The following is a 23,796-nucleotide window of genomic DNA, read 5'->3' as shown; positions in this document are numbered from 1 at the left end:
CTTTGTTCATCAGTCACAGTCTGTCTGTCGGAATATGAAATCCGGCTTCTGTACCGTTGCCCTTCTCACTGCGAATCGTGAACTTTGCATCTCCTTCATAAAATAACTCCAGTCGGCGATAGACATTACGAATGCCCACATGTGAACCATCCTTCGCCTGATCCGAGCGTACATCCTGTATTAATTGCCGCAGTTTATCCTGTTCCATCCCGATCCCGTTATCGATGACACGAATAATCAGTCCGGATTCACCTAGCTTTGCGGTAATATGAATTAATCGTCCCGTCTTGCGTGCCTGCAATCCATGTTTGCACGCATTTTCCACCAGCGGCTGAATACTCATACGTGGAATACGTTTGCCTGCAGCCTTTGGATCAATATCCAGAGTATAATCAAATAATTCTCCGAACCTGAACTTCTCAATTTGAAGATAAAGTGTTGTGAACTGCAACTCCTCTTCGAGTGGAATCAGGTTGTCTGATCTGCTGAGCAACTGTCTCATGAGTAAAGATAAGCTTTTAATAATTTCAGATACTTCGGTATAGCCGTTTTTAGTGCTCACGACGAGCAGCGCATTCAGTGTATTAAACAGAAAATGTGGATTCATCTGGCTCTGGAGCATAGATAACTCCGTTCGGACTTGATCCAGTTCCAGATCCTTGTGCCTGATCTCCAGTTTGTATACGTCATTAATCAGGGAATGGATTTTGCTGATCATCATATTAAACGTGCGAATTAACCCGCCAATCTCGTCCCGGCCTTCCTGGATCTCGATCAGGTCAAAACGTTCATTCCGCACTTTCTCCATATGCCGTGACAATTTACGGATACGGTAGTGGTACGAACGCAGAATAAAGTAAATGAGCACCGAGGGTACGATCACACTGATGACCGCCAGCCACAAAATAGAATTACGCGCTTCGTCCAACAACTGATCCACATGCCGCGTATCCGCAACACCAATCAGCTTCCAACCGTCCAGGTAAGCCAGATTACCAAGTGATTTTTCCATGATATATTCGGAATTCACATCGGAAGACCATCCCTCTGCCGGGAAGCGTGCACTGGAAACAACCGGACGGCTGTTTCCGTCCACAAGTCTGAGCTGCAGGCTGTTTGTCTCCCGATTAAGGATGCTGTAAATACGATTCACTTCGAGATCAATTCTGGAATACTTCGCATAGTTAGCATATGAAGTGAAGGTCTTCATTTTCCCGATGACACTAATTCGCTTCCCTCGGCTAAATCCAGACTTTTCTTCGTAATCAATAACTAAAATATCGCCGTTTGCTTGATTTAACTGCTCCATACCCGGCAGTGATGTCGTTTTGTCCTTCATGACGAAGTAGTGACTGCCCGTCTGAATGGTATCGTTATTCGTATAAATTCGGACTTCCAAAATATTGGCCGACATATACCGTGTCAATTTGTCACGCAAGAAAACATGATACTCGTTGTAATATTCCACAGGTGACGCGTAGGTACGATCCAGAGCCTCATACAAGGAATCATCCGCTGCAATCATACGGCTTAGCGCCACGCTCTCATCAATCATACCGACTAATTCTCCTGCAGCCCTGTCAATCGATTTGCGCAAATTTTCCTGTTCCCGCACTTTGATATCTGCAGATGTTCGTTGATAAAAAAACATATTAATCGCAATAATTGGAAGAAGAATACTGACCACATAGATCAGCAGAAATTTATATCGAAGGGGGATGTCGTTTACCGTATGAAAAGTCCTCTTTTTCTTATGCACATAATCACCCTTGGTTATTGTTTTTATATAGAGATGGGAGTTCACCTGTAAGCGCTTTAAATTTTTCTGTAAAATACTCCGCATCATGATAGCCTAATTCAAATGCAATATCTGAGATTTTCATATTGGTCCGGCGGAGCATCCTGCGTGCCTCTTCAATACGAAGACGATGAACATACTCACTGAAGCTGACTCCCATCTCACGTTTGAATTGCTGGCCTAGATAAGCCGCATTGACATGAATGTGATTGGCGAGCTGCTGCAGTTTGATTTTTGTGCGATAGTGCTCTTTCAGATACTGGACAGCCTCTGCCACCAGCCCACTGGAACCCGGGTCAGCCTGAGCCATTGAGGCAAAAGTTTCCGTAATCCGAATAAACAATTTCTTCAAGTCTCCCATGAACCAACTCTCTGTATGATGCCAGGTCCGCACTTGGAGAACAGTCTGATCTGCTCCGATCATGCTGTATCTGCGTAGCAGTTCTCCATGGATGTATCTAACTGCGCTTTGAGCCCAGACCATCGCGGCCCGTGATTCTTGCATCTCCTGTAGCATATCATCAACAGTGCGAGCAACGCCTGTTACATCTCCTGCCTCGATTAAAGCGATAAACTGCTGGGCGCGCGATGCCATTTTCTCCAGATCCGCCTCATTCAGCATGCCGCCCTCATCCATAGTTGTGTCCTTCATCTCCATGGCGTCATATTGTTCTTCTGCAAGCTTGATCTCTATTTCCTGTCGCTGGGTATCCAGCGGTATGATCAGGTTCCGTAATAACTCGTGAATTTCTTCTGGCACCAAAGGTTTGAGCACATATTCATTCACCCGATATCGTATCGCCTGCTGTGCATAACCAAACTCGGAATAACCGGTTACGATCACGATCTGGGAATCATATTTTAACTCTTCACGCATGGTTCGAATCAAACCCAGTCCATCAAGCACCGGCATCTGGATATCGGTTACCACCAAATCCGGATTTACATGATTGATCAGATCTAGTGCTTCTTCCCCATCGGTCGCAGTTCCACACAACTCATATCCGCAGCCTTGCCAATCGATCATCGTTTTCCAGCCTTCCAGCATAAACGGTTCATCATCAGCTACAATGACCTTGTACATTGGATTCACCTGCCATTTCCCCTTTTTTTCTCCAGTATGGCATCGTACCGTGCATGTGACAATGCTAAGATTCAAATAAATCTGCTCTCTATATAAGATACTTCAAAAAAGCCTTACATGCTCGCCTCTTTTTATGAGGTGTGCATGTAAGGCTTTGAGTCCAAAATAGTCAGCAGACTGCTGGATGTTTAGCTTGAGTCTAATCCTAAACTGAACCTGAGTTTATGCCTGAGCCTTCGTCTTTTCGAGAATACGCCAGAATGAATCCTTTGGCTGCAGCTGTGTATCAAACACAAATGGCCAGTTTTTGCGGCCTCGTACCGGAAAATGATCCAGCCAAGTATAGTTATCAGAAACACCCCAGAATGTCACGGAAGTGATATTGGATTTATACTCCTGGAACAGTTGAAAAACGTCCTCATACCGCTTCTCTTGAAGCTCCAACATCTCGGACGTTGGCTCTGTCAGATCGGTGCGCTGATCATCATGTTGAAACACGGATAGATCCAGTTCGGTTACGTGAAGCTGTACATCCAGTGAAGCATAACGTTCAATGGCTTGACGGATCTCCTCAATGGAAGGGCCATGGATATTCCAGTGCCCCTGCATACCAATGCCATGTACAGGTACTCCCTGCTCCAGCAGAGACCGTACCAGATTGTATATTTTTTCCCGCTTGACCGGGTTTGTCTCGTTGTAATCATTATAGAATAGCAATGCATCAGGATCAGCTTCATGAGCCATATGAAATGCTTGAGCCAGGTAATCTTCTCCCAGCAATCGCAACCACTTTGTATCTCGCATAATTACGTCGGTCTTATCCTCGATGGCCTCGTTCACAACATCCCATGCGTAAATCTGTCCTTTGTAACGGCCAACAACTGTATCGATATGCTGCTTCAACCGGGACAACATCAACTCTCTCGAAGCCGGGCCTCCGGAAGCATCCTCAAATACCCATGCCGGCGTCTGATTATGCCACACCAGAGTATGACCACGTACACCTATCGCACGACCCACTGCAAAATCAACGATCTCATCTGCTGCCTCAAACGTATATTCATGCTCTCGCGGATGAACCTCTTCAAACTTCATCTGATTCTCCGCGGTAACACTGTTGTAATGCTTCGCAATAAATTGCCCTTCGGATTGTAGCATTCTCGTATGTACTGCTGCACCTATTTTGAATGAATCGGCATAAGCAGTATGTAGGGACGGAATTTCGGTAGACATCCTGGTTCCTCCTCGCAGATTTGTTTCTTTATCATAACGAAAAATGAATGCGCTTTCCCTGAACAAAATAAACGTTTTGCCCCCTGAAATTCTACCAATTTCAGAACATAAGGATAGAAAGCAGGAATATACGTTATAACTTGTCTACCTGCAACAACGTAACCTGCTTCACGGTACATGCCGGGCTGACCTGTTCCTCGGAGAGAACATTCAGCTTGATCAGGCTCTTCAATTTATGGCTGTCCACCTTGGACATGAGCCTCCAGATCTCCGGGTCGGGCAGGGAAGCGTACAGCTTCTGATCGTCATATTCCTTACGGTGCTGGAGCACCGTTTTTACCTTATAGCTGCCTACTTCTGTCTCGTACACTCCTTGCTGCACACAGTACGCCACGATCTCATCTCTCAATACCGATAACGTTTGTTCAATCTCTTTCTGCTGCTGTTTCAGTTCGAAATACGTCTGTACCTTCTGTTCCATTATTCATCACGCTCCTCTACTACCATAGGTATGCAGAAAACGTGAATTTAGGACAGGCTTGCAGGCTACCTTGAAAAAGATATTGCAAATACCGAAAGCATATTTTGGGGATTCAGGAAAATGTTCCAGCTTTATGGAGGGAATATTTTATCTACAACAAGTTTGGGTCCAGGTACGGGTTTTGAGAAGATATATTCAACACACGTCGCATAACTCCCAAATCTCTCGGAACATCACCGCCGCGCGAAAGCAGTACCCAGCGTAACCAAGCCAACGCTTCAAAGGCTGGTTCTTCATCCGGCATGCTGCTATTAACAGCTCGTAATTCAGCCTGATAAAACTCGCCGTACTCTTCTCCCTTATAGATGGTAATTAGAAAAACAGACCATGCCGCATCATATCTCGGATCTCCGCACTGTCCGTTGGTCCAGTCTATGATAGTGTATTTTCCATTCATTTCAACAATATTCCCCAGGTTATAGTCGCCATGAATGAAGTGATTTTGTGTAATCTGTACACGCTGTATCAAGTCATGAACAATGGGATAGATATCTTCGTGTTTGGCAACCTGAGGAAAAAAATAGTCAACAAAGTTGTAGCGAGGGATGTAATCTTGTTCTAATTGTTCCGCCTGCGATTCACTAACATTGACTGGATACTGGTGGATATCATGTAAAGTCTGAGCCATTTGTCTTAATATTTCTTGATCTAGCCGGGTAACCGGCACACCATCGTAACTTGTGAGCAGTACTTGATTCCGATGCTGATCTATCCCCCAGCCATACGGCCTGGATACCTGAATCCCGCTTTGAATCAGCTTCTGCAACAACTGATACTGTCTTTCAATATCCGGGCGAGATTCCTTGTTCCATATTTTCAACACGCAGTCATGATCATACAACTCAACACGCATAACATCCGCTTCCAATCCAGGCTTAAGCGGGATCATCCGATGCTCCTGTCCTATTCCCTGCCGAATCGCTTCATCCAGTTGAACCCAGTGGATACAGCTAAGTTGTATCACTTATACTCACGGCCCTTCATCATGGTTTGGCTCGATCAATCCTTTACCTATGACATTAGCAGATACGGGCTCTCGGCCAAGTTCTCTAGCCCATACGGATAACTGTCCCATATGATGAATTTCATGCGCAATGACATGACGCATAATTTCACCCCAAGCATCGATATCCACGCGCCCATCACTCCGGCAGTCAATGAAAGTTCTCTTCTCCATGCCCGGCTCCCAAGCTAATACGAATGCTTCCACGTCCTGATGCAGCTTATGATCCAGTTCCCGAACGGATTCGAGCGTCTGATATTGTGCAAAATCCTCCGCACCATCCGGTTTCCCTTGCAGCAGCTGAAGCCAGCTCCACTCGACATCAATGACATGAAAAAACGTCTTCAAGATGCTTCCTACGCCACCTGTACGTGGTCGAAGCAATTCTTCTGGTGGCAGGTCTGCACACCATGCATACCACTGTTCACGCACCATCCAGTTGTATCGAAAAAAGGGTTCCATAATATAGCCTCCTATTCTGCTGTAATCAGCTGATTACAGCTTCTTAATCAATTCAATATTTGCAAAATTGTTTGATGAATGTTTCTCATCACCATAGATGCCGCCGATCTGGCTAAAACCCGACCTAAACCAGAAGCGTAAGGCTGGCCAATTTTTGAGTGCGACATTAATTCTGATCTCATCATAACCCAGAATGGTCAGCTGATTAGTTAAAGCAGACATCATTTCCTGGCCGTATCCTTGTTTCTGAACAACGTTCTGAATATATAAAAATTCCAAATACAATACATGTTCAGCAGGGTAGCCATGATATACACTTAACATCCCGATCGTTTGATTCGCCTCAAGCGTACGTATACTTTGAATTCTATAATTGGCTAATATTCCACCTGGGGGAAGGTTTCCTTGTTCTATACAATTCTTAACGTAATTCATATCATTTTCTTGTCCATCCCATTCCTGTATATAACGGCTTGTATCATATAATTTTTGCAGTTCAACAATCTCGAAAGGCTTTACATCTGAAATAATTAGCCTTTCTGAATTCCATCTTGAAGGAAGATGCTTCATTATTATTCACTCCACTGATTTCTTAGTTAATCTTTTTTTGATATACACAATCACATGTATTCCAGCATAAATAAATAGAACATTCACGAAATATATCAGTACATTAATATGCATATCGGATATAAACCAGATTGATCCGTTCGAATTCGAGACATGATAATCTGTCAAAAAACGAAGCGGGAATCCATATTCAGTTCGTAAAATTTTGTTATCGTTATTCAGCGTTCCTGGAATAAACAGTACAGCCAGTGCGGCAAGCCAAGCCGACAGATTGAATATTTTTTTATGTATCTTCATTACGTCTCCTCCTGTTCCTCCTTCGCCAGATTTCCTCCGTAATAGGTTCCTTCCAGCTCTTGATCCAGATAATTCTCCAACGCCTGATGTTGCAGCGAATACCTCGAATTTTTGCTAAAACGGCCAATCTTCGTAACGTATATCTGTTTGCCGTTGTATTCTATCATGACCTGAGTGTTATGCTTCAATCTCAAAGCGATGCCCATGAAAGCCCCTTTGAACTGCACTTCATTCCTATCTTCAATGTAAAAAGGCCATCTTTTAATGGATGGCCTTTACTATTTCCATGGAAATAAAAAAAAGTCTTGAATTTTTTCAAGACCCTATTCAACATTATACCAAAAAGATGATTATAAGTCTATATTTTTCTTGCCATATATGTGAAAATCATTTGTAAATATGTATTTGGAGGGGATAATGAATGATTCCTGCATGTTTTTCAGATTATCACTTAAGAATACCCTTGCTGAATCAGATTGATGAATGGTCACTGTTAAGAAAATGGACTCTTTCGGAAGTTTACCGAGTAAAACTAACAACCGGTGAATCACGCATAATTAAATGGGGTGGGCAAGAAATGGCAGGAGAAGCTGAAAAATACCGAAATCTAGTACACCCACTACAAATCAAAGCCCCACAGATTTTTGAGTTTGTACAACTTGACGATAGCGGAGTCATGGTCATGGAGGATGTTGGTGAGAAAAATTTGGAGCAGCAACCTCATCCTGCTCATTTTCTTGAGGCATCAAGAGAACTCGCCAGATTAAGAATGCGTGCAACAAACAATATAGAAAGAATGCTCTCTAAGAAGGTTATTGACACTTACTCAGCTTCAATGGAACACTTTCTGGAGCAACTTGATGATTATCATGCTAAAAATTTAGTCATTCAAGACAATGGCATTATGCCAATAGATTGGCCTATCTCCTATCTGAGCCCTCATCTTGGAGACCTATATTGCTTAATTATGGAAGCACACGGTTGGTGTAGTCTACCAAGAGAAGAAATGATATTAGCATACCTTGACGTAACTGAACTTAAAATTGATGACTTGAACTGGCAAGTGCATATAGGCGGTCTATGTTGGCTGATCAGAACGTTACGTTGGCTTGTTTATGGTGGTACTGATATAATCTCCGGATCAGAAACCTGGATACCTGGTTTGCAAAAGGAGGTAGAAACTCTATATCAGGAAATTATATAAGTTCTCTTTCATTCTAAACTTGTGAGCTAAAAAAACATTTATTATAATCTTGAACCAGCACCTCTATCTTACACGGAGTTGTCTTTACTGTCTCTCTTTCAATAAAGACTTAATTTCCTTTAACTCTTCCAAAATCTCTTTCGTATGCTGAGTATTTTTTGAAGTATCAATGGCCGTCTTGATGACATATTGACCTAGAATTAAAAGTACAAGTAAACAAATAATTATAACAAATATAATGATCTTCTCCTCCTTTTTCTGAAATAAAGAGGGCGATCTCCTTAGACCGCCCTACCTCTACAACATTTCTTTTTCGAATTGATTTCCATGGAACGCTTTCAAAATAAAATCCTTATCTGGAACGTTCAGGTGCTTATACGCTTGAAGATACTGCCCGTTGTCATAGGGAACCGCTGTAAACCTCACATCCAGACGTTCCTTCTGAAAATCCACAATTCCGTATCTTGCAACCGCAAGATCATTACATCCCAACGCTCCAGGATTCATGTAAACCCGCTGCTCTGTTCTGAAATAATGCAGTATGTGATAATGTCCAAAACAGATCAGGTCATGAGGGCTTCCTTTATATTTTGCATCCCACTTCACTCCTGAGGGTTCCCGGTCAATCGTATCCAGTTTGTTATCATTCATATGATAATGAGTCAAAAGTATATGATGTCCTTCAACTTCTTTTTCGATTGATTGGGGCAGGTTCTGTATTCTCTTGATCGATTCCTGACTCAACTGCCCGCCAACCCACTCATGATGTTCCTTCATTCCTTTGTGTCCTTCTAGCGGCCCTCTGCCTTGAAGTAAATGAAGCACAGCAGCTTCGTGATTCCCTGCAATGGCTGTCGTATGCTCACGGCCGTATAACATTTCGATTACTTCATTCGAATAAGGACCAATGCCAATCATATCCCCTAAACAAAATATTTGCTCAATGTCTCCCTGTTGATCGATATCATTTAGCACAGCTTGAAGCGCAGGAATATTTCCGTGAATATCGGTTAAAATGGCAACCTTCATTCCGCTTCCTCCTCTGGTATATACATCGTCTGAATCTCCTGCACACCTTGAACAAAACCGAGATTAAGATATACGGACTCTGCATCATTACCTTCCATCACATACAGCCGCAAAAATGGATAGTGTCCCTTGAGCATCGTTAATGCTCTTTGTAACATTTGGGTAGCAAGTCCTCTGCCTCTATACGCAGGAATGACACCAATACTGTAAACAGCTGCCTGATTGTCCTGTAGACATAAACGGCAGTTGGCGATCAACTCCCCCGTCTCCTGATCGTATACAAGTGTAGATGCCTGAGTCAGAATTTCGTTTGTATAATTAGGATCTTCGTCAGGTGTAAAATCTTCTAGTGAGCTCTGTTTTCTTCTCGTTGCTTCTAGAGTCCCGCCAAAACTCTTCAGGTCACACCTGGCAATCTCCCCTTCGTTTACATATTTGAAGCCACCTGATTCTTTTTCGATAATCTCTGGACTCTTTACGCTCACCCTGCTATCCCAATCGATATCAAAATGATCCGTAGGCCGCTGCATCCATCGGCATCTGAACTCGGCCGGCCAGAATCCGGCTCTTGCAAACCAGTCGACCTGACCCGGTAGAATCTCGAATGACAAAATACGTTTGCTGCGATCCGACCATTGCATTAATTTCTGTTTCAGCAGCTTGACGATCTCAGAGCCTTGCTGGAATGGTGGGATTAGAAAAAAATGATACATCTTGTTAGGCTCCATTCGTACACCACCTATTTTGCTTTCCCCCCGATAAATCCAGTACGCACTGCACCTTGAGGAACTGAATTCTTCTTCCCTGAAAAATCCGACGTATCCCATATCATAATAAATGGTGCAAAATAACCCCCACTCCGTAACATCCGCAAGCCGAATTGAATATTCATCCGATAAATCATATTGGAGCGTATCTGCAGTCCATTCTGTTAAATTCATATGTCATTCCTCCTGAACCTGGTATCCGATTTCTGTAATATCCTCTTCCAACTCGTCCAGCTCAAGCTCCGGATTTAACGCTTGCAGCAGCTGTTCATTCAACGGTTTCATGGCAAAAACATGCTGGATCAGCTTTAGATCCAGTTCAATCTCATAGTACTCCTGAGCCCAGGCATGATAGTACTCTGCACCGCCCACAAGAACTTGTAGCAGAGCATACGATTCATCCGAAAGCTGTTGAGTTGAAGCCCACTTGTTCTGTTCCTCTTCGTTCCAGATGCAGAAGGAGGTCTGATCCATCATAAAAGCAGGCTCTTCCAGAAACGTTTGGAACACCGACGGCACGCCCTGCAACATATCACCAGATTGATGCTTATGAAGAGACGCATACGTTTTATCGTACCCTTTAAAAATCAGACCGTTAGAATTAAACAAAGCAAAATAGTGATCTCCCTCCCCGTCTCTCATCGAAGCCAGCTGTTCGTTCGCATCCCACTGTGCATTGTACGAATAGTACCTATACTCCCATTCTGGCATTAGAATCGCATCCAGCATCGCTACTGCCTTGAGGATTCGCTGACATTCAGAAATGCCGGGCAGTTGCTTGATAAAATCAGAAGTATCTTTCATGTTTTACCTCCCGAACAGTTGTATGAATATTCCCGTTTCCTAACTCTCTAGTTCTATATTTCAGGGGCGTTCTTAACAAAATCAGCCAGCTGTTCGAGCCGCCATAATTATGATCCCTATCATTGAGGCAGTTCCTTGGTTTTATGAAATAAACTCTATCTCGGCGTATCCGTTCTTGAACTTATCAATGAAATAATGACATATGCAAATGCCTGGATCACAAATATCAGCGTAACAAACTCCACCAGAAGACCGCTTGCTGAACTAAAATCATGCATCAAATCGATAACAATCTGCCCGGGTCTGGACACGATATCCCATGAATTCCAGCGATTAAATCTCCCGATATATACGCCCACCCCGCTTAGAAGTAGAACGAATCCGACAATGATCCAGCAAACAAACCTGTGTACGAATCGTTGCAGCACATGTTCTATTTGCCTTATAGAACATATGGAGAGCATTAACCCTACAATGGCTACACCAAACGTAAGGGTCAGACTGTACCAAAAATCCATCTCGAACCAAAAAGCACTCTCCGGCTGAGCAATAAAATACCGGAATGCATGCAACATTTCTGTAAACAGATAGGCTGCGTTAGGCAAAAAGAAAAGCCAGATCAAACCGAGCAAACCTGTCAACATCATGCCCATCCATCCGGGTCTCACAGCCTTACGTCGAAAGATAAGAGCAATCATCGTTGAAATGAGAAACGGAACCCATGCCAGAAACATATCCCAGTCTAGAAATGCATACATATTCGAGCCTGACTTTGCACGCAGATACGCCGCAATGCCAAGACAGCATAACGTCATCAACAGCAGTGTGAACGCTAATGCAATGAATCTTTTGTTCAATATTCGATCATGTTTATCTCTCATCTTGTTGGACTAGTCCTTCTTCTATCAAATTATAGATATTTCTTAAAGGCTTTGCTGGACTCACCATCGTACCCTAGCTTTTGATAAAATTGATGGGCCGCGTACCTGGTAGCCCCGCTAGCGAGCAGCATCTTTGATGCATTCATCTGCACACATACCTCTTCCACATGTTCCATTAATTCTGTTCCGTATCCCTTGCCCTGTACCTCGCTAGACATAATGACCCTTTCAACCAAACCAAACGGTCGATTTCCTGCGAGAGCATCTAAGCAGATATGTAAATGTGCCGTACCTACCACCTGCTCCTGGACTTCATACACAAAAAGGAAGCTGTGTTCGTGACGCCTGATCTCTTCAATTCGTTCAGCCAGCACCTCAGTATCCGCGTGGTTAGGCAAGAGTTCCCTGTACAATTCCTCAATAGCTGCTACATCGCTCACTTCAGCTTCTCTGATCATTTTTTGCCACCTCTACTCTCTAACTTGATAACTTAAAATAATGTCACCGTTATCCTCAAATTCACCTGTTTCCTGAAAGCCACAACGTTTGTACATTGCATTAGCCGCTACATTATGAGGCACATGAGATACCCTGATTTGCCTACAGTCACTACGTTGTTGCAACATATGAATCATTTCCTGAATGGCACGTTTGCCGTAACCTTGGCCCTGATGTTTCCCATCAATCATAAAACGAAGAATCCAATAATACCCATCCGAATAAACTTCATTATCAAACAAAACAAATCCGACCATATCACTTCCCGCATAGATCCCGTAAGGTCTCGAAGTCACTTCCTTGGTTGCATGAATTAACGAATCGGCATTGCTGGCTACCAGTGAAAGTTGATCCTCCCGTGGCTCAAGACAAATGCACTCCTGTTCATTTTCCTGTGTGATCTGTTGTAAGGTCACTCTGTTCTCCATGTGATGATTCATATTCACTTCCCCTTCAGAGTTTTCAGACACCCCCTAAATTTTCTTCATCAATATAATCTCCAACGGCTGTGTATCCAGCAGCAATGCTCCCGCATCCACATAGCCCATTTTCCGATAGAAATGCTGCGCATGTTCATCCGACTGCGTGGAGGTCATAACCATCTCAAAACCCTTCTGTTTCATTTCATTCTCCCAATACTGCACAACACGTTGCCCTGATCCACGACTACGAAACGGCTCGTCAATCCAGATCATGTTCATGAAAGGGATGTTGTCCCAAAAGTATCCATATCTCATCCAGCCAATCCTTACCTCGTCTTCCCAGAGGATATATATTTCGTTCTCTTTCATTTTGGATTCAATAAGTGTGGGATGGATATGCCGATCTTTTTCAACGAGGTATGTATAGTCTGCCTGTGATGCGTATTTAATGTTCATATGACAACTCCTTCTATCCTAAAATCATAATCTATCATAACCTAAAATGTGGTACTAGCGTATAATTTCTTCCTCTATATGAGCTAACCTTCCTTCTACACTTTCCTATGAAAAAAAGCCACAGTATCCGTGGCTTAACCCTCATGCTTTATTTTGTTTGCTCTAGGCTAACGTTCCGCTCACCACTTGCCCTTGATACCACACTGCTTTCCGGTCGGCTCTACGGGCAACCGCTTCGGCTGCACAACTCGCCTGTACCAGTACAAAGCTCGCTGTATCTCCAGCCTTCGGCCATACTCTCTCTCCCGCTGTATTCAGCGGTGCCACTCCGCCCGTTACATAGGCCAGTGACTGGGACAACGATACCTCGTCGCTATATCCATATAGTTCGGCGAAACGGCCTGCCTTTTCCAGCATATCCCCGCTGCCAAAAGGAGACCAGTGATCCGTCAGACTGTCCGTGGCCAGTTTCACGTTTACACCCACTCGTTGCAGCATCGGAAGTGGCATCATCGTTCTGCCAATTGGCACTGTTGAAGCGATACTCATTCCTAACGACGCCATGCGGCTCGCCATCTCTTCGGCTTCCTGCTGCTCCGCTCCGGCAAACCAAAACGCATGACTCACCGTAACTTGACCTTGAAGCCCAGCTTCTTCAGTCAGCCTGAGAAGTTCAAGCAGTGTGTGCTTGCCAGCTTCACCGCCATCATGCAAATGCATATCGATCCCGGCCTGATGTTTTACTGCCAGTTCCATCATAGTATGCAGCGATTTCTCCCCATTCTCATCTACAGTGTAGGGATCAAGACCACCTACATGCGTTGCACCCTCAGCCATGGCTTGCCCCATCAGTTCGACTGAGTTTGAGCGTAATAGTCCATGCTGCGGGAAAGCAACAATCTCGGAAGATATTTTACCTGTATAACTCTCCAGAGCCTGCTTGGTTACTTCCAATCGTTGTAGCCCGCTAACAGGTTCAATATTGCAATGCGCACGAACATGCGTGGAGCCATAGGTCTGAATTAATGCGAGAATGCTCTCCGCCTGACGTTTCGCATCAGGTAGCAACTTCGGCAGCAGCACCTTTTCCTCCTCAATGCGATCAAAGATGCTGGAGCTACGTCGAACAGCTTTCCACGGCCCGTCATAATAGGTTTTATCCAGATGAATATGCGCTTCTTGGAATGAAGGCAGCAGAAGCAGCCCTCTCCCATCCACCTGTGGCAGCTTGTCCGTCAGTGGATCATTACCACCCACAACGGCAGCAATGACTCCGTTCTCAATCCGCAAATGAGCAAGGTCTGTTTGTGTGCCAGTTACCTCTGCTCCTCCGCGAATATATCCTTGTTCCAGTCTTACATTGGTCAGCCAGTATGCGTGTTGCTGTTGCATTGTCTATCCCTCATTTCTCTTAACCTGCTACATGATATAGATATCAAACGATACATTAAAAATCAAATCGTGCATGTCCACCATCCGTCACGCCTTCAATCCGTTCAATATCCAGTAATCTGCGTTTCATCTCCAGACCACCACGAAAACCCGTCAGCTTGCGATTGGCACCAATAATCCGGTGGCATGGCAGCAATACTGGAATGGGGTTCGCCCCGTTCGCCGCACCAACAGCCCGCACAGCCGAAGGTCTGCCGATGGCAGCAGCGATGTCTCCATATGTGCGTATCTCACCATAAGGCACTTGCCCAAGCGCTTTCCATACCTCCTGTTGAAATGGAGTACCGATCAGGTCAAGTGGGATTTCAGCTGTAAAAGCGGTCTTTTCTCCTGCAAAATAGGACTCCAGCCAGTCCATCATGCCCGTCTGTCTTAATGCCTGATCATTCTCTTCAAGTTCAACGCCCGGCGCAATTTTGCCGATCCAGCCATGCCAGTCCTCCAGCGTTTCATTGGGCATCACCACGCGGCACAGTCCCTTTTCGGTTGCCAGCAGGCTCCACGGACGACCGTCCAGCTGCATGGTGGTGTACATCATCTTTTGCCTCATCACATATTCACCTTCTCTTCTCCCGAGTTTATCTCATGAGGTTGTCTGTGTCTGCTTTTTCGTCTTACGTTTCATGCTTCGTATCATTTGTTTGTCCTCAGGTGTCACACGGTACGATTCCGTAATCTTCTGGAGTGCCTTGTTGTACGTAAAATCATCAAGCGTATTATGCTTTAAATAAGGCATGGTCACTTCGGGCTGTTTCACATACGCAATCGAGATTGCCCAAGCCACCGCCATTTTCACGTAATAGGCCTCATGTTTAATCTGATCAAGTAAGGGTAGCACCTCATGAATATAGGGCTCCTCCAGATAAAAGTTCAGCAGCATCACGACGCCAAACCGGATCTCATATTCCTGGTCAGACTTCAAATAAGGTTGAATGAAGTTCCACATCGCGTCGGCATGCACTTTCGTATACTTCAGTCCGGCACAGAAGCTGTCACACACAGACCAGTTATCAATTTTGGGCACAAAATCCGCAATGCGTATCAGCTGCTCGTCCAAATCTGCTTGCACATGACCAATAACCATCGCTTGCAACATCACTTCTTCAAAATATTCATCCTGCGCCGTATCCAGGTACGTTCGCCAGTCTGCAACAGCAATCTGTTTGGCAATTTTGCGGATCGTGGGTAAGCGCACACCAAGCACATTTGAAATGTTCGGAATAAGGGATGCTGCGAATTTCTGGTATTCCGGCTCAGCCAGACTGAGCAGTTGCGTTCGAATATCGGTTTCCAAGGGCACACGACCTCCTCATTTGTTGCTGTAGAACAAGTATATCCTGAGTGTTTTCATTTGTAAGCCCTTCTCGAATGTTTGAGCAAGATTTCAATATGTCTTCTACTTCACTGCACACATCATTGTTTAAGAACAGAGCGTTTCCGTTTAAAAATATGAAGCTGACCATTCAGGAAAGGAGTGTCAATATGAACGGTTCTCAAGCCAATAAAGATTTTTCCGTTGAGGAGATCACCCAGCAACTGACACAGCATGTACAATCCCAGAATCTGCCGGAATTCTATAAACTGGTGAAGGAATTGCGCCCCTATGATCTTTCACTTATCTATAAAAAATTCCCTGAAGACGAAAAGAATCGTTTTCTTCTTCTATTTAAACCGGATACCCTTGCCGATCTGGCCGAGAACCTGAAGCTGCACGAGCAGGCTGAACTGTTCGAACGACTCGGGCCAGAACGTACACTGGAAGTCATGCAACAGATGGACAAAAGTGACCTCATCCGTTTCATGAACGATCTGCCCGCAAAACGCAGGGAAGAGCTGTTATCCAGCATGAATCTGGACCACTCCGCCATTATCCGGTCTGTACTTAGCTATCCACCAGAGACTGCTGGACGGATCATGACTGACCGCTATCGCACCTTGTTCACCCACGATACAGCGAAGGAAGCACTGAGACAATCGCAAGGTACGTTACATCTCTCCGCCTCCAGTTATCTCTATGTTGTCGACGATCAGGGCAAGCTGGCTGGTGTCGTCAGTTATCGTTCTCTCGCCCTGGCTGACGACAAAACCAAGGTTGAAGAATTGATGACCAGACGCGTCATTCACGCCACCGTAGATATGGATCAGGAAGAAGCGGCACAGCTGCTGCAGCGTTACGAGTTCATTGCCCTTCCGGTTGTGGATGAGAACAACAGGCTGTGCGGGATCATCCAGATGGATGATGTCATTGACATCATTATGGATGAGGCCAGTGAAGACCTCGCCAAAATGGGCGGCGGCGGTAAAGATATTGACTTTGATACGAAACCGCTCGTTGCGGTCAGACGCAGGTTGCCCTGGCTTATTTTGCTGTTATTGATCGGATTGATTTCGGGAAGCATTGTGGATTTTTTTGAAGATACATTAAATCAGGTTGTGTCTCTTGCGTTCTTCATGCCCATGATAGCCGGAATGACGGGAAATACAGGCACGCAGTCTCTTGCTGTTGTCGTACGCGGACTTATTGGACGTAACCTGGACAAATCAACGGTACTCGCTCTGATTGGACGAGAGATTAAAGTCGGTACGATGATCGGTCTTGTCTGCGGTCTGCTGATCACGGTCATTGCGTATATCTGGCAAGGGGACTGGCTACTCGGTATGATTATCGGTGTATCCCTGTTCTTAACGCTGATTATCGGCACACTGACAGGCACATGTATCCCGCTCCTGCTCAGTCGTTTCAAGGTTGATCCCGCTGTGGCATCCGGCCCGTTAATTACGACGTTAAATGATATTCTCTCCCTGTTTATCTACTTTGGTATTGCTACACGTTTTATAGGAGCACTGATGTAAATCCTACTGTGTAGGGATCGGTTTAAACTAAGCCGTCTCTAATTCAAAAATGTATATTTAAGCCAGCGCCTCTTGACGATAAAGATAATTATGGTATTGTAAAGGCATATCACTTATTGAAACTACGTTTCATAGAACGGAACAAGAGGTGATTTTAATGCCAATTAATTTTCACGATAAACGAAACAGAATGACGTACACAACCAGAACTGCCGATGTATCTTGGTTATCTTTGATTAAGGAGCATGCAGGCATAGCTGGTAAAGAAATTGTTGACATCGGCTGCGGCGGAGGGATTTATACTAAAGCTTTAGCAAGCTCAGGGGCAGCCCATGTTACTGGAGTAGATTTTTCAAATGAGATGTTACAAGGGGCTGCTCGACATTGTGAGAATCTGAGCAATGTCACATTGCAACAAGGGAATGCCTACAACTCGGGACTTCCAGACCATACATTTGATATCGTATTAGAAAGAGCGCTCATACATCATTTGCATAATTTGGACAGCTGTTTTCAAGAAGCTAAGCGTATCCTGAAACCTAGTGGTGGTGTATTCATCATTCAAGACAGAACACCGGAAGATTGTTTAATGCCAGGGGATGAAAATCATATTAGGGGTTACTTCTTCGAAAAGTATCCTAAATGGATTGACATGGAACGCTCCCGTCGGCACGAAGCCGCTGAAGTCCAAAGATCGCTTGATTCTAATGGATTCGTGATCCTTAAAACAGTGCAGCTTTGGGAGACTAGATATGTTCACCAGGACATGGCTGCATTGAATAGCGATCTGGCGCAGCGAACTGGACGCTCTATTCTTCATGAATTAACAGACCATGAGCTTGGAGAGCTGATTGTGTTTATTAACAGCAAACTTAAAAACCGTGCTGATGATGCAATTATTGAGAAGGACTCATGGACGTTGTGGATTGCGGTTACAAAATAAAGACAAAAAGGCTTGGCACATGCCAAGCCTTTTTACTAAATCCAAATTCCAAATTTGCGGCATTTCATAAGCCTGTTGGCGTGAGCTACGAAACAGCTTGCCAATATTTACGCCGCTCTTTTGTTTTTGTTATAGATATCAAATGCAACGGCCAGCAGCAGTACCAATCCTTTGATTCCCTGTTGCCAGTCAATCCCTAGACCAATGAGGGACATCCCGTTATTCAGCACACCCATAACCAAACCACCGATGATCGCGCCAAATACGGTACCGATTCCGCCTGATGCTGACGCTCCACCGATGAAGCAGGCTGCAATAGCATCCAACTCAAAGTTCGTACCCGCTCTTGGCGTAGCCGCATTCAGACGTGCAGCGAAGATCAGACCAGATACAGCGGCCAGTGTACCCATGTTTACAAACACCCAGAAGGTCACTTTTTTCGTTTTAACACCAGACAGTCCTGCTGCCTTCTCATTGCCGCCGAGTGCGTACACGTGACGTCCCATCACGGTACGATTCATGACGAAGGAATACACCACAATCAGAACAAACAGGAGCACCAGAATGTTCGGAATACCCGCATAACTTGCCAGTACAAACGTGAACAGGTTGGTTACTGCTGCTACCACAATCAGCTTAAGCAGGAATAGCCCTTGCGACACGACTTCAAAGCCATACTTGCGCTGGGAAGCACGTTCCCGCAGTTCATTCACAATGTACCAGATGGTGAGCGCGATCCCCACAATGATGGACACCAGACCCAGACCCGAGAATTGAACATCCGGCAAGAAACCGGAGCTGATTTTCTGGAACCCGGCAGGGAAGGGAGAAATGGACTGCCCTTCAAGCACGATCATGGTCAGACCGCGGAACAGCAGCATGCCCGCCAGCGTAACAATGAAGGCCGGAATCCGTACATACGCAATCCAGAAGCCTTGCCATGCACCTATTAGTGCACCCACCAGCAGGGAAGCAATGACTGCGAGCCAGGCTGGCAACTGCCAATCCACCATCATAATGGCGGCTACAGCGCCGACAAAGGCTGCAATTGAACCAACGGACAAGTCGATATGTCCTGTGATAATGACCAGCACCATACCAATGGCGAGGACTAAAATGTAACTGTTTTGCAAAATCAGGTTCGTGATATTAATTGGCTTGAGCAGCAGCCCGCTCGTCAGTACCTCAAAGAGAATCATAATGACAACGAGGGCAATGATCATGCCATATTGACGTATATTATTTTTGAACAGTTTAGTTACCGTTTCCATGCTTACCGCCTCCAGACTTGGTCATATATCTCATCAGTGTTTCTTGCGATGCCTGCTCCCGGTTGACTTCACCCGTGATTCGTCCGGCATTCATCACATAAATCCGGTCACACAGGCCGAGAACCTCTGGCAGCTCTGATGAAATCACCAGCACACCCTTGCCTTCGGCAGCAAGCCGGTGGATAATCGTATAAATTTCGAACTTGGCACCTACGTCGATCCCGCGCGTCGGCTCATCCAGAATGAGAATATCCGGCCCGGCAAAAATCCATTTGCTCAGCACCACCTTCTGCTGGTTACCTCCGCTCAGATTGCCTGTTTTCTGCAGGATGTTCGGTGCCTTGATATTCATGCTTTTTTTCATCTCTTCCGCAACCAGCACTTCCTCCTGCTCGTTAACAACGGCATTACGGGTCAGTTTGCCAAGTCCGGTAAGTGAAATGTTGCGTTTGATATCATCCATCAAAATAAGTCCATATTCCTTACGATCCTCCGTCACATAAGCAAAGCCATTCCGAATCGCCTCGGTCACACTGTTGTTCTGAATCGGCTTGCCATCCTTGATCAGTTGTCCCGAGATGTTGCGGCCATACGATTTGCCGAAAATACTCATCGCAAGCTCCGTACGTCCTGCCCCCATCAATCCCGCGATGCCTACGATCTCACCGCGTCTGATGTTCATGTTGATCTGATCCAGCACCTTGCGCTCCGCTTGATGCTCGTGATACACCGTCCAGTCTTTCACTTCCAGCACCACGTCACCAATGGTGGCATGACGTTCAGGGTAGCGGCTTGTCAGGTCCCGTCCTACCATGCCGCTGATGATGCGATCCTCGGTGACGTTGTCCTTTTTCATATCCAGCGTTTCAATCGTTTTGCCGTCCCGCAGAATGGTTACCGCATCCGAAACCTTCGTGACCTCGTTCAGCTTGTGGGAGATCAGGATACAGGCGATGCCCTGTTTTTTGAATTCCAGCATCAGTTGCAGCAGATTTTCACTGTCGTCCTCATTCAATGCTGCGGTAGGCTCATCCAGGATAAGCAAACGTACTTTTTTGGAGAGCGCTTTCGCAATTTCAACAAGTTGCTGCTTACCTACCCCGATGCTGGATACCAGCGTGTTCGGGTTTTCGTTCAGGCCTACCTTGCCCAGCAGTTCACGAGTGCCCACAAAGGTTTCCTTCCAATTCACGATGCCCTTACTGGCACGTTCATTGCCAAGATATATATTTTCCGCAATGGAGAGATACGGGATCAGTGCCAGCTCCTGATGAATAATGACAATGCCCAAATCCTCGCTCTGCTTGATATCTTTGAATTCACATGTTTTACCACGGAACAAAATGTCCCCTTCATAGCTTCCATGCGGGTATACTCCGCTCAGCACCTTCATCAGTGTAGACTTGCCAGCTCCATTCTCTCCGCATATGGAATGAATTTCACCTTCACGGATTTTCAGGTTAACATCCTCCAGCGCTTTGACCCCTGGGAACGTTTTGGTAATGTTCTTCATCTCAAGAATGATGTCCGTCATGGCATGTGCTCCTTTCCTGGATTATGCGATATAACAAGCCAATCTTTTGCACCACGCTTTACGGTAGCCCGATCACTTGCATCATACTTTACGGCAACCCTATCTCCTGTTTTGTGTAATACTTGCTGCCCACAATATCTTTTTCCACATTGGTTCGATCCACCGAGATCGGGTCGAGCAGATATGCCGGAACAACCATTAATCCGTTGTTATATGATTTTGTATCATTAACCTCTGCTTGTTTTCCCTGCAAAATGCTATTGGCCATCTCCACCGTTTTCTCAGCGAGCTTACGTGTATCCTTGAAGACAGTCTGTGTCTGTTCCCCAGCCACAATGGACTTGATCGATGCCAGTTCCGCATCCTGCCCCGTAATAACCGGAAGTGGTTTGTTCGGCTTGCCGTAGCCGATACCTTTCAGAGATGAGATAATCCCGATACTGATTCCGTCATAGGGAGATAACACGGCATCCAGATTATCGCCCGAATAGTACGCACTGAGCAGGTTATCCATCCGTGATTGGGCCAAAGCCCCGTCCCAGCGCAGTGTGGCAATTTGAGCCATCGTCATCTGTTTACTGCGGACGACTAACTTGCCAGAATCGATATACGGCTTGAGTACCGACATCGCGCCATCGAAGAAGAAGTATGCATTGTTGTCATCCGGTGATCCGCCAAATAGCTCAATGTTAAACGGCCCTTTTCCATCCTTAAGGCCCAGCTTCTGCTCAATGTAGGAGGCTTGAAGCACCCCGACTTTAAAGTTGTCAAACGTAGCATAGTAAGTCAGATATGGCGTGTTACGAATAAGTCGGTCATACGAGATGACCTGAATGCCTTCGTCATGTGCCTTCTTGATGACATCCGTCAGCGTATTGCCGTCTACAGATGCGATGACCATCACGTCGACACCTTTGGTAATCATGTTTTCAATCTGGGAGATTTGATTCTCAACAACGTCTTCAGCGTACTGAAGATCTGTTTTGTAACCTTGCTCCTGAAACAGACGAACCATATTCTCTCCGTCGCCTACCCAGCGTTCCGATGATTTAGTAGGCATGGATATGCCGACATATCCTTTTTCCTTGCTACCCACATCACTTTCAGCCAGATTACAGGCCGAGAGCATCAAGGCCATGATTAGCAGCCAGATGAGTGTTGCTCCTTTTTTCATATGAAGTTCCCCTTTCCTCACGTCATCGCGTTCAGTTGGAATCTTAAGATAACGCTTACAACACATGGAGTATTCTGCAGCTTATTGTTCCTCTCTGCATCCCATGGTAGCATTTCACAACCAGCGGGGTCTTTGCAGGTTTTGAACCTTTTTTATAAAAATTTAACTTTTGATGGAAATGCACAACCAAAAACCCACCGCAGGCGCTTAACCTTTACGGTGGGTTTGTTTTTATGTTTGATATGTGAAATATCTAAATCGGGCCCGCGGACGAATTGTCCGTTCCGCCATTTTTGCGATATTGGGCAGGGGAGATGCCCATTGTTTTCTTAAATGCTGTGCTGAAATAATGCTGTGTATCATATCCTACTCGTTCGGCTATCGAGTGGATCGGGAGTGAAGTGGAGTCCAGCAACTGTGCAGCCTTACGAATGCGGGCACGGGTGACCAGTGTAACGAAGGAATCGTTCAATTCTTTTTTTAACACACGGCTGAGGTACACCGCCGACACCTGCAGACGGGATGCCAGTGATTCCAGCGTCAGCTCCCGTTCTGCGTATTCTTCCTGAATCAACTGCCGTGCCCTGCGAACCAGCGGAGAGAGCTTCACTTCTTCAAAAACCTGCTCCCGGCAAAGCCGATACGTATCCGGCACCTCTTCCAGCAAACCGAGATGAGGTTCAACATGGGTATGGACCGAGATATTCAGGCATGCACTAATCTGCTTCTCCAGCAGAGACCCGATCTCCTCCGGAGCCTCCTGCCACAGACAGATCCCGATAACACTGCTCGCGTCGCGGAACAGCACATGTGCACGATCGTCCAGTAGTTCCGCAATAATATTTTCGATGGCAAACAGGTACAACTGACGATCTGTCTCGCGCAGTATCGTCTGACGTGCTTCCGCAGCAGGCCAGCGCACAACACCAACTTGAACGGGCGATCCAGACGGCAGATGAAGAAATGTAAGCTGCTCGGTCAAGTTTTTCCCACTTGCCTGTCCCTCCATCCACTCTTGACAAAATCGCTGGCGAAGAAGCGGAATGTTGCGTTCAATCTGCTGCGCCGCTTGTCTGACATACGCTGTCCGTTGATGTTCCTCATCCAGCCGCTGACGCAACCGCTCAAGTGCCGCTTTCAACTGGTCTGCTTGTACAGGCTTCAGAATATAATCCTCCACCCCAAGACGAACCGCCTCTTGAGCATAAGCGAATTCATCATGTCCTGATATGATCAAATAACGTACTCCAGGGCACTGCTCCTGTAAAGCGCGAATTAGTCCAATACCATTCAGAAAAGGCATATTCATATCAACCAGCACCACATGTGCATTCAGCTCAACCGCCCGTTCGAGTGCTTCTTCACCGTCCTCGGCTTCGCCGACAACCTCCATGCCAAGCGCAGCCCAATCCATAGCCTCGCGGATGCCTTCTCGAATAATGGGTTCATCGTCAGCAATCAGCACACGGTAAAGGGTATCCGTTGCATTTACGGGTGTCATTGTATAATCCACGGCCTTC

At 45.6% G+C, this 23,796-nt stretch carries 26 protein-coding genes; 3 read left to right on the top strand and 23 right to left on the bottom strand.

Annotated features, from left to right (window positions below; translation table 11 throughout):
* Positions 1-13 precede the first annotated feature (13 nt).
* From ACR8BL_RS24045 to ACR8BL_RS24005, 9 genes are all read right to left on the bottom strand, one after another.
* Positions 14-1,759, bottom strand: coding sequence for a sensor histidine kinase (locus ACR8BL_RS24045; protein WP_434749866.1), 1,746 nt, complete (start codon positions 1,757-1,759; stop codon positions 14-16).
* 4 nt (positions 1,760-1,763) lie between these two features.
* Positions 1,764-2,882, bottom strand: a complete 1,119-nt coding sequence (locus ACR8BL_RS24040; RefSeq protein ID WP_434753230.1) for a response regulator transcription factor — start codon at positions 2,880-2,882, stop codon at positions 1,764-1,766.
* Positions 2,883-3,104: 222 nt separating this feature from the next.
* A complete protein-coding gene (locus tag ACR8BL_RS24035; protein WP_434749865.1) occupies positions 3,105-4,115 on the bottom strand; it encodes an endo-1,4-beta-xylanase in 1,011 nt (336 codons plus the stop codon).
* A 133-nt stretch (positions 4,116-4,248) separates the two neighbouring features.
* Positions 4,249-4,596 carry a hypothetical protein gene (locus ACR8BL_RS24030; protein WP_434749864.1) on the bottom strand — a complete coding sequence of 116 codons (348 nt, stop codon included), beginning with the start codon at positions 4,594-4,596 and terminating at the stop codon, positions 4,249-4,251.
* 151 nt (positions 4,597-4,747) lie between these two features.
* Positions 4,748-5,620, bottom strand: coding sequence for an aminoglycoside phosphotransferase family protein (locus ACR8BL_RS24025; RefSeq protein ID WP_434749863.1), 873 nt, complete (start codon positions 5,618-5,620; stop codon positions 4,748-4,750).
* Between the two features lie 6 nt (positions 5,621-5,626).
* Positions 5,627-6,121 (bottom strand): DinB family protein, encoded by a 495-nt coding sequence (locus ACR8BL_RS24020; RefSeq protein ID WP_434749862.1) that lies wholly within the window; start codon positions 6,119-6,121, stop codon positions 5,627-5,629.
* A 33-nt stretch (positions 6,122-6,154) separates the two neighbouring features.
* The gene (locus ACR8BL_RS24015) at positions 6,155-6,691 is read right to left on the bottom strand and encodes a GNAT family N-acetyltransferase (protein ID WP_434749861.1); all 537 of its coding nucleotides are present in this window, start codon (positions 6,689-6,691) and stop codon (positions 6,155-6,157) included.
* A gap of 6 nt (positions 6,692-6,697) precedes the next feature.
* Entirely contained in the window at positions 6,698-6,988 is a 291-nt protein-coding gene (locus ACR8BL_RS24010) for a hypothetical protein (protein WP_434749860.1), read from the bottom strand.
* Positions 6,988-7,194, bottom strand: a complete 207-nt coding sequence (locus tag ACR8BL_RS24005; RefSeq protein ID WP_434749859.1) for a hypothetical protein — start codon at positions 7,192-7,194, stop codon at positions 6,988-6,990. Before ACR8BL_RS24005 ends, ACR8BL_RS24010 begins: the two co-directional genes overlap by 1 nt.
* 215 nt (positions 7,195-7,409) lie before the next feature.
* On the opposite strand from ACR8BL_RS24005, the gene ACR8BL_RS24000 reads away from it, so the two are divergent.
* Positions 7,410-8,192, top strand: coding sequence for a hypothetical protein (locus ACR8BL_RS24000; RefSeq protein WP_434749858.1), 783 nt, complete (start codon positions 7,410-7,412; stop codon positions 8,190-8,192).
* Positions 8,193-8,489: 297 nt separating this feature from the next.
* Here ACR8BL_RS24000 and ACR8BL_RS23995 read toward each other — a convergent pair whose 3' ends face one another.
* The 10 genes from ACR8BL_RS23995 to ACR8BL_RS23950 form a co-directional block, all read right to left on the bottom strand.
* Positions 8,490-9,221 (bottom strand): metallophosphoesterase family protein, encoded by a 732-nt coding sequence (locus ACR8BL_RS23995; protein ID WP_434749857.1) that lies wholly within the window; start codon positions 9,219-9,221, stop codon positions 8,490-8,492.
* Entirely contained in the window at positions 9,218-10,162 is a 945-nt protein-coding gene (locus tag ACR8BL_RS23990) for a GNAT family N-acetyltransferase (protein WP_434749856.1), read from the bottom strand. The genes ACR8BL_RS23995 and ACR8BL_RS23990 overlap by 4 nt, the downstream gene beginning before the upstream one ends.
* Positions 10,163-10,165: 3 nt before the next feature.
* The gene (locus ACR8BL_RS23985; protein ID WP_434749855.1) at positions 10,166-10,792 is read right to left on the bottom strand and encodes a hypothetical protein; all 627 of its coding nucleotides are present in this window, start codon (positions 10,790-10,792) and stop codon (positions 10,166-10,168) included.
* Between the two features lie 155 nt (positions 10,793-10,947).
* Positions 10,948-11,673 (bottom strand): DUF1361 domain-containing protein, encoded by a 726-nt coding sequence (locus ACR8BL_RS23980; RefSeq protein ID WP_434749854.1) that lies wholly within the window; start codon positions 11,671-11,673, stop codon positions 10,948-10,950.
* A gap of 29 nt (positions 11,674-11,702) precedes the next feature.
* On the bottom strand, positions 11,703-12,131 hold the full coding sequence (locus ACR8BL_RS23975; protein WP_434749853.1) for a GNAT family N-acetyltransferase: 429 nt from the start codon (positions 12,129-12,131) through the stop codon (positions 11,703-11,705).
* 12 nt (positions 12,132-12,143) lie between these two features.
* Positions 12,144-12,611 carry a GNAT family N-acetyltransferase gene (locus ACR8BL_RS23970; RefSeq protein WP_434749852.1) on the bottom strand — a complete coding sequence of 156 codons (468 nt, stop codon included), beginning with the start codon at positions 12,609-12,611 and terminating at the stop codon, positions 12,144-12,146.
* 33 nt (positions 12,612-12,644) lie between these two features.
* Entirely contained in the window at positions 12,645-13,049 is a 405-nt protein-coding gene (locus ACR8BL_RS23965) for a GNAT family N-acetyltransferase (protein ID WP_434749851.1), read from the bottom strand.
* 162 nt (positions 13,050-13,211) lie between these two features.
* Entirely contained in the window at positions 13,212-14,441 is a 1,230-nt protein-coding gene (locus ACR8BL_RS23960) for an amidohydrolase (protein WP_434749850.1), read from the bottom strand.
* A 55-nt stretch (positions 14,442-14,496) separates the two neighbouring features.
* Positions 14,497-15,051 carry a methylated-DNA--[protein]-cysteine S-methyltransferase gene (locus tag ACR8BL_RS23955; RefSeq protein ID WP_434753229.1) on the bottom strand — a complete coding sequence of 185 codons (555 nt, stop codon included), beginning with the start codon at positions 15,049-15,051 and terminating at the stop codon, positions 14,497-14,499.
* Between the two features lie 33 nt (positions 15,052-15,084).
* Entirely contained in the window at positions 15,085-15,795 is a 711-nt protein-coding gene (locus ACR8BL_RS23950) for a DNA alkylation repair protein (protein WP_434749849.1), read from the bottom strand.
* 188 nt (positions 15,796-15,983) lie between these two features.
* On the opposite strand from ACR8BL_RS23950, the gene mgtE reads away from it, so the two are divergent.
* Together mgtE and ACR8BL_RS23940 are read left to right on the top strand one after the other, a co-directional pair.
* Complete coding sequence (gene mgtE / locus ACR8BL_RS23945; protein ID WP_434749848.1) at positions 15,984-17,354, top strand: magnesium transporter; 1,371 nt, start codon at positions 15,984-15,986, stop codon at positions 17,352-17,354.
* Between the two features lie 157 nt (positions 17,355-17,511).
* Positions 17,512-18,297 carry a class I SAM-dependent methyltransferase gene (locus tag ACR8BL_RS23940; protein ID WP_434749847.1) on the top strand — a complete coding sequence of 262 codons (786 nt, stop codon included), beginning with the start codon at positions 17,512-17,514 and terminating at the stop codon, positions 18,295-18,297.
* A gap of 107 nt (positions 18,298-18,404) precedes the next feature.
* Here the strand turns inward: ACR8BL_RS23940 and mmsB are convergent, their stop codons facing one another.
* From mmsB to ACR8BL_RS23920, 4 genes are all read right to left on the bottom strand, one after another.
* Entirely contained in the window at positions 18,405-19,568 is a 1,164-nt protein-coding gene (mmsB, locus tag ACR8BL_RS23935; protein WP_434749846.1) for a multiple monosaccharide ABC transporter permease, read from the bottom strand.
* The gene (gene mmsA, locus ACR8BL_RS23930) at positions 19,552-21,102 is read right to left on the bottom strand and encodes a multiple monosaccharide ABC transporter ATP-binding protein (protein ID WP_434749845.1); all 1,551 of its coding nucleotides are present in this window, start codon (positions 21,100-21,102) and stop codon (positions 19,552-19,554) included. Before mmsA ends, mmsB begins: the two co-directional genes overlap by 17 nt.
* Positions 21,103-21,190: 88 nt before the next feature.
* Positions 21,191-22,276: a multiple monosaccharide ABC transporter substrate-binding protein gene (gene chvE, locus ACR8BL_RS23925; RefSeq protein ID WP_434749844.1), complete on the bottom strand. Its 1,086-nt coding sequence runs from the start codon at positions 22,274-22,276 to the stop codon at positions 21,191-21,193.
* A 253-nt stretch (positions 22,277-22,529) separates the two neighbouring features.
* Complete coding sequence (locus ACR8BL_RS23920; RefSeq protein ID WP_434753228.1) at positions 22,530-23,777, bottom strand: response regulator transcription factor; 1,248 nt, start codon at positions 23,775-23,777, stop codon at positions 22,530-22,532.
* Positions 23,778-23,796: the final 19 nt, after the last annotated feature.

This window comes from Paenibacillus amylolyticus, assembly GCF_051136285.1.
GTDB lineage: Bacteria > Bacillota > Bacilli > Paenibacillales > Paenibacillaceae > Paenibacillus > Paenibacillus amylolyticus_F.
Note: the sequence above shows the minus strand (reverse complement) of the source record. Positions and strands in the feature narration are given on the sequence as shown.

Bases quoted from the DNA above. Each gene is read 5' to 3' on its own strand.
- ACR8BL_RS24040 (WP_434753230.1), bottom strand. From the start codon at position 2,882: ATGTACAAGGTCATTGTAGCTGATGATGAACCGTTTATGCTGGAAGGC.
- ACR8BL_RS24035 (WP_434749865.1), bottom strand. From the start codon at position 4,115: ATGTCTACCGAAATTCCGTCCCTACATACTGCTTATGCCGATTCATTC.
- ACR8BL_RS24030 (WP_434749864.1), bottom strand. From the start codon at position 4,596: ATGGAACAGAAGGTACAGACGTATTTCGAACTGAAACAGCAGCAGAAA.
- ACR8BL_RS24020 (WP_434749862.1), bottom strand. From the start codon at position 6,121: ATGGAACCCTTTTTTCGATACAACTGGATGGTGCGTGAACAGTGGTAT.
- ACR8BL_RS24015 (WP_434749861.1), bottom strand. From the start codon at position 6,691: ATGAAGCATCTTCCTTCAAGATGGAATTCAGAAAGGCTAATTATTTCA.
- ACR8BL_RS24010 (WP_434749860.1), bottom strand. From the start codon at position 6,988: ATGAAGATACATAAAAAAATATTCAATCTGTCGGCTTGGCTTGCCGCA.
- ACR8BL_RS24005 (WP_434749859.1), bottom strand. From the start codon at position 7,194: ATGGGCATCGCTTTGAGATTGAAGCATAACACTCAGGTCATGATAGAA.
- ACR8BL_RS24000 (WP_434749858.1), top strand. From the start codon at position 7,410: ATGATTCCTGCATGTTTTTCAGATTATCACTTAAGAATACCCTTGCTG.
- ACR8BL_RS23995 (WP_434749857.1), bottom strand. From the start codon at position 9,221: ATGAAGGTTGCCATTTTAACCGATATTCACGGAAATATTCCTGCGCTT.
- ACR8BL_RS23990 (WP_434749856.1), bottom strand. From the start codon at position 10,162: ATGAATTTAACAGAATGGACTGCAGATACGCTCCAATATGATTTATCG.
- ACR8BL_RS23985 (WP_434749855.1), bottom strand. From the start codon at position 10,792: ATGAAAGATACTTCTGATTTTATCAAGCAACTGCCCGGCATTTCTGAA.
- ACR8BL_RS23980 (WP_434749854.1), bottom strand. From the start codon at position 11,673: ATGAGAGATAAACATGATCGAATATTGAACAAAAGATTCATTGCATTA.
- ACR8BL_RS23975 (WP_434749853.1), bottom strand. From the start codon at position 12,131: ATGATCAGAGAAGCTGAAGTGAGCGATGTAGCAGCTATTGAGGAATTG.
- ACR8BL_RS23970 (WP_434749852.1), bottom strand. From the start codon at position 12,611: ATGAATCATCACATGGAGAACAGAGTGACCTTACAACAGATCACACAG.
- ACR8BL_RS23965 (WP_434749851.1), bottom strand. From the start codon at position 13,049: ATGAACATTAAATACGCATCACAGGCAGACTATACATACCTCGTTGAA.
- ACR8BL_RS23960 (WP_434749850.1), bottom strand. From the start codon at position 14,441: ATGCAACAGCAACACGCATACTGGCTGACCAATGTAAGACTGGAACAA.
- ACR8BL_RS23955 (WP_434753229.1), bottom strand. From the start codon at position 15,051: ATGAGGCAAAAGATGATGTACACCACCATGCAGCTGGACGGTCGTCCG.
- mgtE (WP_434749848.1), top strand. From the start codon at position 15,984: ATGAACGGTTCTCAAGCCAATAAAGATTTTTCCGTTGAGGAGATCACC.
- ACR8BL_RS23940 (WP_434749847.1), top strand. From the start codon at position 17,512: ATGCCAATTAATTTTCACGATAAACGAAACAGAATGACGTACACAACC.
- mmsB (WP_434749846.1), bottom strand. From the start codon at position 19,568: ATGGAAACGGTAACTAAACTGTTCAAAAATAATATACGTCAATATGGC.
- mmsA (WP_434749845.1), bottom strand. From the start codon at position 21,102: ATGACGGACATCATTCTTGAGATGAAGAACATTACCAAAACGTTCCCA.
- chvE (WP_434749844.1), bottom strand. From the start codon at position 22,276: ATGAAAAAAGGAGCAACACTCATCTGGCTGCTAATCATGGCCTTGATG.
- ACR8BL_RS23920 (WP_434753228.1), bottom strand. From the start codon at position 23,777: ATGACACCCGTAAATGCAACGGATACCCTTTACCGTGTGCTGATTGCT.